The sequence below is a fragment of the Marinifilum sp. D737 genome, assembly GCF_026672275.1.
In the GTDB taxonomy this organism is placed as follows: Bacteria; Bacteroidota; Bacteroidia; order Bacteroidales; family Marinifilaceae; genus Marinifilum.
The window spans coordinates 1-14,098 of record NZ_JANQCD010000062.1; the positions used below are offsets into that span (position 1 = coordinate 1).

Sequence of the window (14,098 nt, forward strand, 5' to 3'; positions counted from 1 at the left end):
CAAATCTTTAATGGAAAGTTCTCTTTACAACATCTTCACATTAAAAACTCTTCAAAATAGCCCGCTATTCTTTCAGATTTTTTAATGCAAATCTATCGCAAATATAACTTTCTGTGGATAGAATTTTACGTCGAACTCACGTTAAGTAATAATTTTCCTAAATTTTCCATATTAATTGGTTTTTAATTTTCGCGGATCAAAATAGAGAGTAATTCTTTTATGAACTGTTAATAATCTGTTATTTAATTTTAATTAACAAGATAAACAAAATCGACTACCTTTGCAGGTCAATAGCTATCAACCAAAACTTGAATGAAAAGAAATCCGAATTTTCCTTTTGCACCTGCAAAAATCCCATTTTTCTACGGATGGATAAGTATGGCTGCCGGTACCATTGGTGTACTTTGCAGCATTCCCGGACAAACCATTGGTGTTTCCGTATTTACCGATTATTTAATTAACGAATTGCAATTGAGCAGAGATGTATTGAGCACTGCCTATTTAATCGGAACCGTAGCAAGCTCAACCCTATTGACCTATGCTGGTAAAATATACGACAAATTCGGAGCAAGATTTACTGCCATTATCGCAGCATTAACCCTTGCCATTACACTCATGCTGTTTTCAGCTTCAACAGGCATTGCAAGCGGCTTATCAAAAACCTTCAACATTAAATATTCGGTTGTTTCATTCGCAATGGTATCACTCTTCTTCTTTCTGTTGCGTTTTTCGGGACAAGGGGTATTAACCCTGGCTTCGCGCAACCTTATTATGAAATGGTTCGACAAACGCAGAGGATTGGCCAATAGCATTTCCAGTGCCGTTCAATCCTTTGGTTTTGCAGTAGCACCTTTGTTTATCGCCATGTTAATTGGTGATTTCGATTGGAGAAGCGCATACCAGATATTGGCAATACTAACCCTTTTGTTCGTGGTTTTTGCATTTATCGTTTACCGAGATAATCCTGAGGAATGTGGTTTAATTCCCGATGGAAAAGTACTTGAAGTAAAATCGAAAAACAACACTTACTTTACCCCGAAAAGAGATTATACCTTACCCGAAGCTCGCAGCACATGGGTATTTTGGATTTTTGCCCTTGCCTTATGCTTTAGCGCTTTCTTTGTTACAGGTTTTACATTTAATGTGATCTCTATTTTCGATTCATGCGGTTATTCCGAACAAAAAGCCCTAAGCGTATTTATACCAACTTCTGTTGTATCTATCATCACAGCCTTTGTTGGCAATATTCTTAGTGATTATATGCGTTTGCAAAAATTGTTATTGGTTTATCTACTCGGATGTTTGCTATCGGCACTTGGTGTGGCAATTCTAAATTATCCTATGGGATATTACATTTTAATATTCGGCAATGGTGTTATGGGAGGCTTATTTGCAGTATTGGCATCGCTAACCTGGCCTCGATTCTTCGGTCGAAAGCATTTGGGTGCCATTAGCGGATTATCCATGTCGCTTATTGTTTTTGCCAGCGCAATTGCTCCTTTGTTCTTTAGCAGAATTTATACGCTTACCGGCAATTATTTCCTTGCGGGATACATTGGTGTGGCAATCGTAGTGCTTCTTCTTCTTTTATCAGGAAAAGCAAAGAACCCACAAATGAATTAATTTTCATTGATATTATATTCATTATCTGATCATTTTCGTTAAATTTATTGTCACTTGAACCAAACATATTATTTGAAGTGACTGAAATAACAAACAACATTCGAGAAGAACTTCTGGATAAAATCCAATCCATATCAAACGAACAAATTATAGTACCTACAATTCCCATAGCCATCTATTTGCAAGAGGCCGAAAACCTTGCTGTATGGGCAAAGGATGATATAGATCAATTGTCGAAAGTTGGAATAAACATCTCTCATATTGATGATGTAAAAGAGCGAATTGAAGCTTGTCGTTTGCTGCAAACTGAATGGATAAATATCAAAAACTGTACTTCCGATGCTAAAATTAAGTGGCAAAAAGAGTGTAAAGGTGGCTATGCACTACATAAGGAAATTTTACACGATTTTAATTTTGCTTTTCGAAATCATGAAGATCTAATAAAATTAATTAAACGAATTAAGTTAGATCATGGATTCGCTAGTTTGGTGCAAAACCTGGCCAACCTTGAAAAAATTGGAGTATCAAACAAACAGCTTTTAGAAAAAATACACTTCAACTTCAATAAGCTTGATAATGCACTTCACTTATCTGAAACTCTTTGCTTCTTACGCAACAATCATAGATCTAGTGAAGAGAATAAACACAATCAAAAGGTTTTAAGAGACAAATCGTACACCTACCTTAAATTATTGCTCGATGAAATAAGGTTATCTGGTAAATATGTATTCTCCGGAAATAAAGAACGACTTCAAGGCTATAAAGTGAACTACTTTATCCAAAAAAGAGCATCTCAAAAGGAATAAATGTCTCCTAAAGGGAAAATTATTATTCCCATTTACCAATTGAGTACTTCTATAAGTGAAAAAGGTTCCCTTGTATTATTACATTCTAATTTTTGATATCAATAATCTTCTTGCTCTTTATTTTAATATCTTTTGTTTTATCTTGTAGTCTTGGTAATTTTCTCTTCAGCTTGTACTACAAGATCGTATTATTTTTCGCAAGCCTTTCTTTTATTCTGCAAGTCATTTTATTTTATTACAAGGTTTCTATTTTTTCTGCAAAATGCTATTGTTATTTACATTACTCCTTTTTTTAAATTTAAGAGTACTCATTTTAACGATGGGGATACTTTTTTACCACAGGTATCTATCATAGGCAATTAGCCTCTCAAATCAACAAACAGGGCATAATTATTTTCCTAAAAAAATACCTGTTAAGCTACCTCTGATTTGTAATTTGAGGCTTGTCGAACTTGAAATTTCTAATTTCACTTTAGAATGTAAAAAATCCTTAGCTCATAAGCCATAAATACATCCCCCTCCTGAATCCCCCCTAAAAAGTGGATTTTGGCTGCTGCATATTTGAACCTGAAAATTAAAAACAAAAAAGCGCATAGATCAAATGTTTAATCTTTGCGCTCTTTCCATATTAATATCTTAGCGTATTTGGCGTGAAACGCTCCTATGTGAAACTTTATTTCTTCAAATCTACTACCAATCTGTTAACAGGAATCAAATCAAACTCCCCGAATTGTTCGGCCTCGTAATGCTTGATAAACTCTTGATTGATCATGAAGATTTTGCTGTTGTAGGTATCCTGCGGATAGGTATTCTCTGCATGAAAGTCCTCAAAATCGGTAAAGTTTAGCGGACAAGCCGATAACTCCCAGGCATCGCCTTCCTGATTCATAAACAATAGTGGAAGCCCATGAGTTCGACAGATAAACGGACGAGATGCATAGATCTGACACAAATCATCAATCAGGAAATTACATTCCTCTGCCTCATCGTCAAGTTCCCGGTATTGTGCAGGAGGATTCTGCTTCAATTCATCCAAAATTGCAAAATACTCCACTGGTAAAACCTGAAAATTCATACAACACTCCGAACAAGCTTTCTTACATGCCATCTGATCTTTATGCAGATTTGCCAGCTTCTCACTCAATTCACTTACCTCATCTCTTAATTGGCGGTACTTTGCCAATTCTTCTCTTGCCATTTCGTTCATTTCCTTTGCTATTTTTTGCAAATGTAGAAAAAAAGCCAGAACACCCCCCTATCCCGAAATCTTTTCGGGAACTCCTGAAAGGGGGACTTTTGCAGCTGCAAACTTTCACTTGCTCACTGCTCACTGTTTACTGATAACTGAAAAGGAAGAATTTCTGCCAATTCAATTTTCTCAGGACTTACAGCAGCACGTATCGGATACACCTCTACTCCACTCTCGTATGCTTTTTTTAGTGTTGCGGCATAATCCGGATCGATATCGAAGGCCGGGGTGAAGATTTCTATATCGCTGCGTTGAATTACATACACCATTACAGCGCGTTTGCCTTCTGCTTTTACTCTCATTAAAGTTTCCAGATGTTTCTTGCCTCTAGTGGTTACAGCATCGGGGAAACGAGCATATTTTCCATCCTTTAAGCTCACGTTCTTCACCTCTATAAAACATTCTTCATCCTCATTGCTGGCAAATACATCAAAGCGGCTATCCTCGAATTTTACTTCCCGCTTTACGGTAGTATACCCCTTTAATGCTTCTATCTCCTGATTCAGTACAGCTTCGTACACCAACACATTGGGAACCGCGGTATTGATTCCCACCCAAGCTCCATTGATCCTGATCATCTCCCAGGTATACTTGGTTTTGCGCTTGGGATCATCAACATGAGTGAGGTATACCTCTGCTCCTTCCTGCAGGCATGATTTCATACTGCCGGAATTTGAGGTATGTGCAATCACAACTTCGCCACTATCCAGTTCCATATCAGTTAAAAATCTTTTGTATCGGCGAAGGAATTTGCCATGAACAAGAGGCTTAGGAAATATCATATATTAATATTTAGAAATTTGATGCAAAGAGATAAGCATTAGTTAGTGCCTACAATACTTAAAGTTAAATCACCAACAACTCTTAATCCCTAGGTTTAATCAGATTTTTACAAACTGTAATCGGGAATTAAAAACAGTGCTCATTGACTTAGCTATTTTTCGACTTTAGTCACTTTCAGCTTTAAATACTTAAGGCACTTTATATTACTTTTGATTGACATTTAAATTTTCAAATCAATGACAAATATATGTTGATTTGCGCTACTTTTGCCTCATCAAAACCAAGAATCTAAACATGAGCAGCGAAATACTTCCTAAAATATTTATCTACAACCCAACATGCGAAATTGCCATTGCCAATGGTACAGCAAGCTATATGCCCAATAAAACGCTTTCGCGATTTGAGAAGGATTTGGATGTTTTGCCCATGCATTTTGCCGATGAAAAAGATGTGGTTTTGGTCAATCAGTTGCCTGATCGGGAATTTATAAAGCTTATGAAGGAAGCCGGCATTTCTTTGCCGGAATTCAAACTGTTCGAATCATCGATACAGGATAAAGAGTTTGTAAAATCTGCCAAAGAGAGTTTGGAACCCTGGGGATGGAGTCCAAGAATTCATCACATTTTCAAACACCTGAAAGATTCTTGTCAGCAAGAGTTTAAGAATCGCCCCAATGCTGAATGGCATGCGAATCACAAAGATCTGTACAGTCGTAAAAAGGCCTTGGAAGTATTGAACTTTTTTCTGGATCGTACAGATGATTCATTCTATATCGGAAAGGAACAAATTGCTACAATATGTACTTCCGTTTCTGAGGTAGAAAGCTTGATTAATCAGTGGAAACAAATTGTTATTAAAGCTCCGTGGAGTTCTTCGGGCAGAGGTCTGCAGGTGCTTCGTCAATCTCATCTGAATGATTCCATCATACAGTGGATCAATGGAACCTTGGGCATTCAGGGCTATGTTATGGTTGAACCCTTACTGGATAAAAAATGTGATTTCTCTCTTCAATTTTACATTGATGCCAAAGGTGAGGTGCATGGTATCGGTAATGGTTTCTTTGCGACCAACAGCAATGGTCAGTACGATGGTAACCTTTTGGGTGGAATGCCTGCAGAAATGAAAGAATTTCTTTCTGATGAGAAGATGCAACAGCTATCGGAAGACTTGAAGGAAGCTTTGACTGCCTGTGGTGTTGCGCAAAACTACTATGGCTATTTGGGTATTGATTGTATGCTCTTTAAAGATCAGAATGGGGAAATGAAACTTCAACCCTGCCTGGAAATCAATTTAAGATACAATATGGGTATTCTTGCCCTTAAACTTGACGAGCATTTACACGCTGAGACCAAAGGAATATTCAAAGTACATTTTCAACCAAAATCTACTTTCGACCAGTTCCATAAAGAAATGGCAAAGAATCATCCATTGAAATGGAAAGATGGCAAATGGTTTGAAGGGTATTTGCCTTTGGTGAGCTTTAATCAGAATAAAATATTTGGAGCTTACATATGGTTGGAGAAGCGATAAAAGTAAAATCATCAAAAAGTTTAAAACCCTCAATTTTACGAATACTCTTTTAAAGGAAATCAGCCCTTCCAATACGAAAGGGCTGGAATACATTTGATCTTAATGATGATGGTGGTGATGTTTTCCTGCACCGAAATACAAGTGTGAAAAGTCATGAACCGAATTGTTCAATTTCTTAATCACATTTAAATCGGTAGTCTGTTTCGCTTTCATCGCATACACACAGATTGCATGAAGTTTCGCCAATAATTTCTGATTCTTTTTCATTTTCTCTGCATCGTCGCTAAGTTTTACACGCTGAAACATGAAATATTGAGTAGCAATCTCCTGTAGTTTCCTGGCATGCTCTTCCTTGTTATTTACCCAGCGAACCAATTGATTGTAATTCACATTCTCTTCAGCCGATAATTCTACAATTTTCTTCATGCTCTTCTCGATGGTCGTGATATGTTCGCTCATCAATACAACACGAACCGAATCGGCATAAATACCACATGGCACCTCGCAATGTGCAAAAGTATTTTTCTGGTTTCCAACGATTAAAAACAATGCAAACACGAGTCCTAAACCTGCAGTTTTAATTAATTTTCTCATAACAGCTAATATTATTTATTGATATTAAATTCTTATTTAAAATTAATCTAATTAATGAACATTACAAATCCCATTTAGCATCATATGATACTTCCAAAGAGCTATAATGTCATTCCGCTGACATTTTAATCATTAGCCATATCGTAATTTAAGCTTGATAAATAAATATCACCATGAATGTAAACACAATAAGAACTTTGCCATTACTTCTTATCAGTCTGATAATCGTACAAAACAAATCTTTTTCTCAGGCTTGTTGTACAGGCGGTACTCCATTATCAAGTAGTTTAGGTATTAAATCCTATTCAGAAAATACATTAATAGTTGATTTTTCATACGACTACAACAAAATGGATAAACTTTATGCCGGCAGTTCCAAATTGGATGATGCAAATAGAGAAAGAATCACAAGAAGTGCTTTACTTAGATTGAGCTATGCCATTACAAATAAATGGACCATTACCAGCATAGTTCCATATGTATGGCAGGAACAAACTGTATTTTCGAACTTTGGCAGTACAACACAAACAGCAAGTGGCATTGGCGATATCGTACTTCTTGGCCAGTATACTCTTCATCAAAGTAAGAAGCATGAGGTATTGGTTGCTGCCAGACCAAAATTTCCGACAGGAACAGTATACAAACGCGATGATGAATTTGGCATACTACTTCCCCCTGATTTGCAAGCCGGGACAGGTTCGTGGGACGGTATAGGGGCTATTTCCTACTCATATTTTGGATTGTTTCGTCCCACACTAAGCTTATATTCCCAGTTGAACTACCGTTACAGCTTCGAACTTGGAAGATACGATGGTGGTCAGGAATATAGATTTGGAAACGAAACGGTGCTAAACATTGGACTTTCGGATCGTTTTTTAATTGAAAATACCATTCTAAATGGTGGAATTCAATACAAACTACGGCACACTCAAAAAGATGAAAATAACGGAAGCGACTTTCCTAATACAGGTGGTACCTGGATGTATTTGGTGCCAAACCTTGAAATACAAGTCTCTCCTAAGGTAAAATTGCACTCCAAGTTTGAAATCCCTATTCGCAATAATGTTGAAGGTACTCAACTGCTTACAAGCTACCGTGCAAACATCGGTGTTAACTATGTAATAAATGTAAAATAGCAATTCTAAACGGATACAGATCATGAAAGCTCTTTTTAAAAATTTAAGCCTGGTTCTTCTATTGACAATCATATCATGCAGTAGCTCGAGCGATGACATAAACACAGACAACCCTCCAAATAATGATGACAATCCTCCTACCCATCCAACAACTTATACTATCAACCTGATAACCGATAGTTTTGAGGGAGAAAACTTTGTTGTAATCGGATCTGAAGGCTGGAATTTTATGGTCGCATATAAAACTGAACTTGATGGCAATGAAATGAATTTTGAAGTGATAGATGGTGAATTACCAACCATTATGCAAGATGATGAAGGCAGTAAATACAATATATTTGGTACCGCCATAAGTGGGCCAAATCAAGGGAAACAACTTACCCCTATGAATGCATACATTGGATATTGGTTCTCTTGGGGAGCTTTCTTTCCTGGCTTGCAGATTTTCGAAAGCAATCTTCCTGTTCAAAATGAAGGAGAATCAGTTACTGGTAGTGACGGTTGGTTAATTCCCCGGGAAAATGTTTACGTAGGAGCCTTACGTGATGCAATCCCTGCGATTGACTCTCCTAAATTTAATGAACCCAAAGAGGATACTTTCCTTAATGTAATTGGAGAAAAAGCATTGATAATTGGTGTTCGCATGGATAATACCTATAGAGCTTATCCCCATGCCATATTGAATTGGCATGAGATTGTAAACGATGAAATTGGCGACAATTATTTCTCTGTAGTATTCTGTCCCCTTACCGGAACTGCCACTGTCTGGAACAGAATTATCAATGGCTCAATTACTACTTTCGGTGTATCAGGTTTTTTGTACAATAGCAATGTAGTGCCTTACGATCGACAAACTTCTTCCAATTGGAGTCAAATGTTACAAACATGTGTACAAGGTGATCTTATCGAATCAAAAACTGACAATCTATTTGTATTGGAAACTTCTTTAGAGACTTGGTCATTAATATCCTCAGCCGGGAGAACTCTTTCTACAAATACAGGCCATAACCGAAGCTACGATATTAATCCATATGGAACTTACCCAACCAACTCTACCATTAATTTCCCAATCAACTTTACCGATGATAGATTACATCCAAAAGAGCGAGTTTTAGGAGTAATTGTAAATGGAAAGGCAAAGGCTTATCGATTTGAATCTTTTAAATAATAAAACAGAAAACAATACGCATAATCATAGGAGGAAGGCTGGCAAGTATAACGCTAACCAGTCTTCTGTATGGATTTGTATTTACCAGGAAGCGGGTATTATCTATTGTGTTATTTAAGGTCGAACTCACGTTATTTAATTTGGGGCTGGATACCGGGCATAATTATTCATAAGAAAAAGCCACCAATTGTCAAACCATTTTAATCAACTACCGCTAAACCAATTTTTAAAACTACCTACCTTTTCTCTGCTGACGATTAGCTCTTTATCGCATTCAGCATTTAAAATCACCTTTAAGCGAGAGTTTGAATGTACCAATACATCATTTATTGCATTGATATTTACAATAAAAGAACGGCTGATGCGATAAAATTGCTTCGGATCCAAAAGATCTTGCAGCTCTTCCATTTTGTAATCGATAATGTATCTTTTTCCTTCATTCAATAAAATGAAAACATCCCTTCCCTCGGAGTAAAAAAGTTCTATACTTTCGGCTCTGAAAGACTTCAGCTTCTCTCCTACCTTTACCATGAACCTGGTCTTGTAATCTTTTTGGATATTTGCCAATGCAGCACTTAGTTCCTCAATGCTTTTTATAGATTGTTTCCCAAAAGACTCTTTCATGCTTTCATACTTCTTAAGCGCATCATACAGACTATCAAAAGTAACTGGCTTCAAAAGGTAATCCACACTGTTTAATTTAAAGGCATTTAGTGCATACTCATTGTAAGCAGTGGTAAAAATTATAGGAGTTTTAACCTGTACTCTATTGAAAATTTCAAAGCTTAAACCATCCACCAAGTGGATATCCAAAAAGATCAGGTCTGCTGTATTTTCAGGGTTCCCAAGCCAAATTGAAGATTCTGTAATGGATTCAAATCTATCAATTATCTTAATTTTCGGATCATATTTGTGCAATAGTCGCTCCAGTTTATCCGCTGCTAACCCTTCATCTTCAATTATAATAACATTCATTTTTAGGCGTAGTGTATTTAGTGTCTGTTAGTCCTCTATGTTAATTTTAGGAATCGATATCTGAATATAATTATCAACTCTTTGCCATAAAAACTGAGCATCTGTGTAGAAAGCTAAAGTCTTTTGTATCGCCTCCTTTAAATTCTTTAATTTTGGCAATGGAGTTAATCGTTCCGATGACAAAAATTGAAAGAGAATCGTATCGCCAGAGTCCTCAATTGAAATTTCTAACTTCGTATTCAAATCAACCTGCTGGCTATATTCAATCAATTGAATGGTTTGTAAAATCATGTTTGGAACAACATGTACATTCTCTATATCATCCAGAGCCCAATTTACAATTAAATTATCTGAGTAATTGTAATTTCTAAGTCTTAAATATTCATCTATTTTTAATTTTTCCTCTTCAAGTGTTATGATCTCGGAATATCGGTTCCCCAGTATTCTTCTGTAGAATAGTGCCAAATGATCGATATACTCCTCTGCTCCTTCAACCTTGTCCTTTCTGATCAAACTGATTACGTTTTCCAAGGATTCATACAAGAAATCAGGGTTCAGTTTATTTTTAAACACTTCCAATTCGAATTCGATATTCTTTCTGTTCAGTTCTTCTTTCTCAAGCAAGAGTGAATTTTGTCTGTCCAGGAATCGAATACTCAAATAAAAAAGGTGAAACAGAATGCCAACCAGAATAAAGATAATTAGGAATGAAACCAGTTCTGAAGAAAATTCGCTAATCCCAATTACAAACCTATAATAAACTGCAAAAAAGGCATACACCAAGCCCAGGGTAATTAAAAAGCTGCCTGTATAAATCACAGTAAATTTTAACAGCTTATTTCTGTTTAGGATTGGAATCTTATCAGTTTTCAACAACCAAAATCTGTATGATTCAAACAAAATTGCCGTTACCAGAACCAGGAATATCAATTCTTCGGGGCTAAAGTTATTGCTGATCTCGGTTAAACGATCAAAAATTAATAGCATTAAAAGGTATACCAATATCGCAACACAGGGAGGTGTAATCAAACGGTATATATTATTATTTAAATAATTGGCTTTCATTAGGCAAAGTGTTATTTCACGATTGTAGTATCAAAGGCAGGCTTACCTTAAAGTACTCATTTTTATCCAGCAAAATGCTGTCATCGGTAAAGTATGAATATCTCTTTTTAATATTCTCTATTCCAATTTGAAATGATTCCGGTTGCTCTCTTAAAGGATTTATGTTGTTCTTTACGCACAAATAATTATTGTCGATTTCAATATCTACTGACAAAGGCGATGTTTGCGAAATCAAATTGTGCTTAATGGCATTTTCAACCAGCATTTGAACCGATAGAGGTGGCACATAGGATTCCATGGCTTTTTCAGGAATATTAATCTTTAATTCGTAAGCTTCCTGAAACCTTACCTGCAACAAATAATTGTATGATTGCACAAAATCCAATTCCTTTTGCAATGGGATCAGTGGTCTATTGTTTTGCTTAAATATAAAACGATAACTTTCAGCAAACATTCTAATAAACTTCTCCGCCACTTTCTTATCCTTATAAAGCAGGGATGATATGGTATTTAAGGAATTAAATAAGAAATGTGGATTCAATTGAGATTTTAACGCTTCGAATTGCAAGTTAAGCTGGTTGTTCATTAGCTCTACCGATTTAATTTCCTCTTCTCGCATCTGGTTGAATGAGTAAATCATGAAATCAATAATGCAATACACAAGAACCACCAAAAACAAAATCAATAATGTCTTAAATATTTCATCATTGTAAATCAACCAAAATTGAGAATAACTTAAATTACCTCTTAAAGAAATCAAAAACATTTCGGAATAAATGGCAATTAGAATCAAACCAATAAGGTACAAAACTGAACTTTGTATTAAAAAACGTATGGCATGTCGCTGTTTCCAACTTACCAACTTGTTAAGATATTTACCAACAAATAAGGTAGATATACCTGCCCACAAACCAAATACAGCGCTAGGCAAATATCCGGTCAACTGGTATTCAAAACCAGGCAATTCGCCTACATAGCTATAAAATGCCAGAATGTAACAAAGCATTCCAAGAATAGGACTAATGATAATAAAGCGGAGATTTTTATTCACGGTTATGGGTTTTCTCTGATTTTACTTTTAAACCTGTGCTCGATTTAAAGATACGGCAATGATTTTGTCGAATTACAATCTTTCATTAAGAATTCGATCTATCGAGTTTTTCACCCGATAAATCGATCTTCCTGCATTTTCGTTAATTTCCTTTTGAATAAATGGCTTTCATTACTTTGCCATACTCGTACTCTGAACTCACTTCCTGTGTTGCCTTAATCAACGCATCTTTAATTTCTTTATCGTCCAAATCCATTTGCTGGGTTGCCGTTAAAAGAAAACTTGCCAATTCGTAATTAGAGGATATGTTTTCTGATTTGGCAATAAGCGTTAATTGTTGCTTTTTGGTCAAATTCCCTTTCACCAATAAGGATTTATAAAATTTACTCAACTCATAGCTTGATGAAATGTCATCCGAAGCTTTCAATAAAAAGTCAAATCGATCCTCACCCAATGGTTCATATTCAATCAATCTATCCAGAATACCCTTATAGGTATAGTCTGATGATATATTTCCCAACAATTCTGTAAATTCATTTAAATTCGAATTGCTAATCATCTCTTCCCGAATCATGGAGTTGATAATTTGTCCCATCTCATAATCTGAAGATATGGATTCGGTCAATTCAATAATCTTATCCACATTACCGGTTGACAATCCTTCATCCTTAATAATGGATTTGATAATCTGTGATTTCTCATAAGTGGATGAAAGTTCTTCCACCTCGTTCAATACTTTATTCAGTTGAGCTTCTGTTAGCTTATCATCAGCCAAAGCCATTTTCATCAGGTTCGATTTCTCGTAAGATGAACTGATATCTCCCATTGCCTCAATAAAATGGGTGAAGTTTTCTTCGTTAAGTTCATTCAACTTATAAACCGATTTTAAAACCTGTGAAAGTTCATAATTTGATGAGATCTCGTCCAAACTATTAAAAAATTCTGCCGAAATTTCAGGATCCTGAATAAATACTGGATTGTACTTCTTGTAAATCTGCGACAATTCATAATCCGAACTAATTCGATATGGAAACTCTCTTAGTAAATTTTGAAGTTCGCTCTTATCTAGCTTATTGTTCTTTAATAAATATTTTACCATGCGCGAACGATAATAATCACTATCCGTTTCCTGCAATTCATTCAAAAAGCCTGTAACACCTGATTTCTTGTAGATTTTATTCACTCTGTTTTCTAGATCAAGGCCCGAATTTCTAACAATATCCGGAAGCATTTTCTTCATCCAGGCACGTCCCTTAGGTTCAAAATCAACCTCTCTGCTTCCCTCAAAGTAACGATAGTTAATTCTCCCCTCGTCCGATCTGATGTACAACTTTCGTTTCATGCCGAAACTCACCATGCTTATTTTAATGTAAGCATCATCCGACATGGCTTTTACATCGGTATAGTCTTCATTAAACTCAATATCGCCATTGGTAGAGATTTTAATGTTTTCAACTCTCCAATTGTTGTTCTTGGTAATCACAATATCCCAATCCCCATTTCCTGCATTGGATGACAATGTGGATAGCATCAATACTGCTATCAACGCGAAGGCAAAGTGTAAAAGTTTTTTCATGTTTTTATATTTTGTTCTCATGTCTTTATTTTTTATCCTACGATACAATATTCCGAATAAAGTGTACAAGAAAAAAACAAATTGACATCAACTGTAGTTTCGATGTAGTGAATTGTAAGAAGTATGTATTAAGAGGAATGTGACGTATTGGGTAAATGAGGAAAACATGCAATTAGACGCAGATGATCATGATTGTTTATGATTGGGATACCCTAACTTTCAGCGACATTCATTAATCGGTTCTATATGAAATACTGTGGTTAATAAAATCAATAATAAATGCATTTAATAAGAATATTATTCATTAACTAAGCTTTGTTTTGCTCAAGCCGCATGGCTTTTACTTTCTCAATTGATGAGAAAGTAAACAATCCCGAAGCTTCGGGAAGGGCGAGTAAGCTCAAACTACTTATACTTGAAAAATTTAAGTGCGAAGGGGTGATCTTCTCCCGAATTCTATGGATAAACCAAACAATTCAGGTTAAAATTTTATTTAATTATGCTGCTGCAAAATTTAACATGTAGTAGTTCTTGTCATATTC

12 protein-coding genes are annotated in these 14,098 nt (G+C 35.8%); 5 read left to right on the forward strand and 7 right to left on the reverse strand.

Annotation, left to right across the window (positions count from 1 at the left end; genetic code table 11):
• Nucleotides 1-312: 312 nt before the first annotated feature.
• Together NQ163_RS20075 and NQ163_RS20080 are read left to right on the forward strand one after the other, a co-directional pair.
• The gene (locus NQ163_RS20075) at nt 313-1,623 is read left to right on the forward strand and encodes an MFS transporter (RefSeq protein WP_268192102.1); all 1,311 of its coding nucleotides are present in this window, start codon (nt 313-315) and stop codon (nt 1,621-1,623) included.
• Between the two features lie 77 nt (nt 1,624-1,700).
• Nucleotides 1,701-2,429: a hypothetical protein gene (locus NQ163_RS20080; protein WP_268192103.1), complete on the forward strand. Its 729-nt coding sequence runs from the start codon at nt 1,701-1,703 to the stop codon at nt 2,427-2,429.
• A 673-nt stretch (nt 2,430-3,102) separates the two neighbouring features.
• On the opposite strand, the gene NQ163_RS20085 is transcribed toward NQ163_RS20080, so the two are convergent.
• Together NQ163_RS20085 and sfsA are read right to left on the reverse strand one after the other, a co-directional pair.
• Entirely contained in the window at nt 3,103-3,636 is a 534-nt protein-coding gene (locus NQ163_RS20085; RefSeq protein WP_268192104.1) for a YkgJ family cysteine cluster protein, read from the reverse strand.
• A gap of 113 nt (nt 3,637-3,749) precedes the next feature.
• Nucleotides 3,750-4,460: a DNA/RNA nuclease SfsA gene (sfsA, locus tag NQ163_RS20090; protein ID WP_268192105.1), complete on the reverse strand. Its 711-nt coding sequence runs from the start codon at nt 4,458-4,460 to the stop codon at nt 3,750-3,752.
• Between the two features lie 295 nt (nt 4,461-4,755).
• On the opposite strand from sfsA, the gene NQ163_RS20095 reads away from it, so the two are divergent.
• Complete coding sequence (locus NQ163_RS20095; RefSeq protein WP_268192106.1) at nt 4,756-5,991, forward strand: hypothetical protein; 1,236 nt, start codon at nt 4,756-4,758, stop codon at nt 5,989-5,991.
• A gap of 99 nt (nt 5,992-6,090) precedes the next feature.
• On the opposite strand, the gene NQ163_RS20100 is transcribed toward NQ163_RS20095, so the two are convergent.
• Entirely contained in the window at nt 6,091-6,585 is a 495-nt protein-coding gene (locus NQ163_RS20100) for a superoxide dismutase [Ni] (protein WP_268192107.1), read from the reverse strand.
• A 173-nt stretch (nt 6,586-6,758) separates the two neighbouring features.
• Here NQ163_RS20100 and NQ163_RS20105 point away from each other — a divergent pair, with 173 nt between their 5' ends.
• The gene (locus tag NQ163_RS20105) at nt 6,759-7,721 is read left to right on the forward strand and encodes a hypothetical protein (protein WP_268192108.1); all 963 of its coding nucleotides are present in this window, start codon (nt 6,759-6,761) and stop codon (nt 7,719-7,721) included.
• A 22-nt stretch (nt 7,722-7,743) separates the two neighbouring features.
• Nucleotides 7,744-8,889 carry a DUF3179 domain-containing (seleno)protein gene (locus NQ163_RS20110; protein WP_268192109.1) on the forward strand — a complete coding sequence of 382 codons (1,146 nt, stop codon included), beginning with the start codon at nt 7,744-7,746 and terminating at the stop codon, nt 8,887-8,889.
• 204 nt (nt 8,890-9,093) lie between these two features.
• Here the strand turns inward: NQ163_RS20110 and NQ163_RS20115 are convergent, their stop codons facing one another.
• The 4 genes from NQ163_RS20115 to NQ163_RS20130 form a co-directional block, all read right to left on the reverse strand.
• A complete protein-coding gene (locus NQ163_RS20115; protein WP_268192110.1) occupies nt 9,094-9,864 on the reverse strand; it encodes a LytR/AlgR family response regulator transcription factor in 771 nt (256 codons plus the stop codon).
• A gap of 27 nt (nt 9,865-9,891) precedes the next feature.
• Complete coding sequence (locus NQ163_RS20120) at nt 9,892-10,929, reverse strand: histidine kinase (RefSeq protein WP_268192111.1); 1,038 nt, start codon at nt 10,927-10,929, stop codon at nt 9,892-9,894.
• 16 nt (nt 10,930-10,945) lie between these two features.
• Entirely contained in the window at nt 10,946-11,980 is a 1,035-nt protein-coding gene (locus NQ163_RS20125; protein WP_268192112.1) for a sensor histidine kinase, read from the reverse strand.
• A 142-nt stretch (nt 11,981-12,122) separates the two neighbouring features.
• Nucleotides 12,123-13,556: a hypothetical protein gene (locus NQ163_RS20130; RefSeq protein WP_268192113.1), complete on the reverse strand. Its 1,434-nt coding sequence runs from the start codon at nt 13,554-13,556 to the stop codon at nt 12,123-12,125.
• Nucleotides 13,557-14,098: the final 542 nt, after the last annotated feature.

Bases quoted from the DNA above. Each gene is read 5' to 3' on its own strand.
- NQ163_RS20075 (WP_268192102.1), top strand. From the start codon at position 313: ATGAAAAGAAATCCGAATTTTCCTTTTGCACCTGCAAAAATCCCATTT.
- NQ163_RS20085 (WP_268192104.1), bottom strand. From the start codon at position 3,636: ATGAACGAAATGGCAAGAGAAGAATTGGCAAAGTACCGCCAATTAAGA.
- sfsA (WP_268192105.1), bottom strand. From the start codon at position 4,460: ATGATATTTCCTAAGCCTCTTGTTCATGGCAAATTCCTTCGCCGATAC.
- NQ163_RS20095 (WP_268192106.1), top strand. From the start codon at position 4,756: ATGAGCAGCGAAATACTTCCTAAAATATTTATCTACAACCCAACATGC.
- NQ163_RS20100 (WP_268192107.1), bottom strand. From the start codon at position 6,585: ATGAGAAAATTAATTAAAACTGCAGGTTTAGGACTCGTGTTTGCATTG.
- NQ163_RS20105 (WP_268192108.1), top strand. From the start codon at position 6,759: ATGAATGTAAACACAATAAGAACTTTGCCATTACTTCTTATCAGTCTG.
- NQ163_RS20110 (WP_268192109.1), top strand. From the start codon at position 7,744: ATGAAAGCTCTTTTTAAAAATTTAAGCCTGGTTCTTCTATTGACAATC.
- NQ163_RS20115 (WP_268192110.1), bottom strand. From the start codon at position 9,864: ATGAATGTTATTATAATTGAAGATGAAGGGTTAGCAGCGGATAAACTG.
- NQ163_RS20120 (WP_268192111.1), bottom strand. From the start codon at position 10,929: ATGAAAGCCAATTATTTAAATAATAATATATACCGTTTGATTACACCT.
- NQ163_RS20130 (WP_268192113.1), bottom strand. From the start codon at position 13,556: ATGAAAAAACTTTTACACTTTGCCTTCGCGTTGATAGCAGTATTGATG.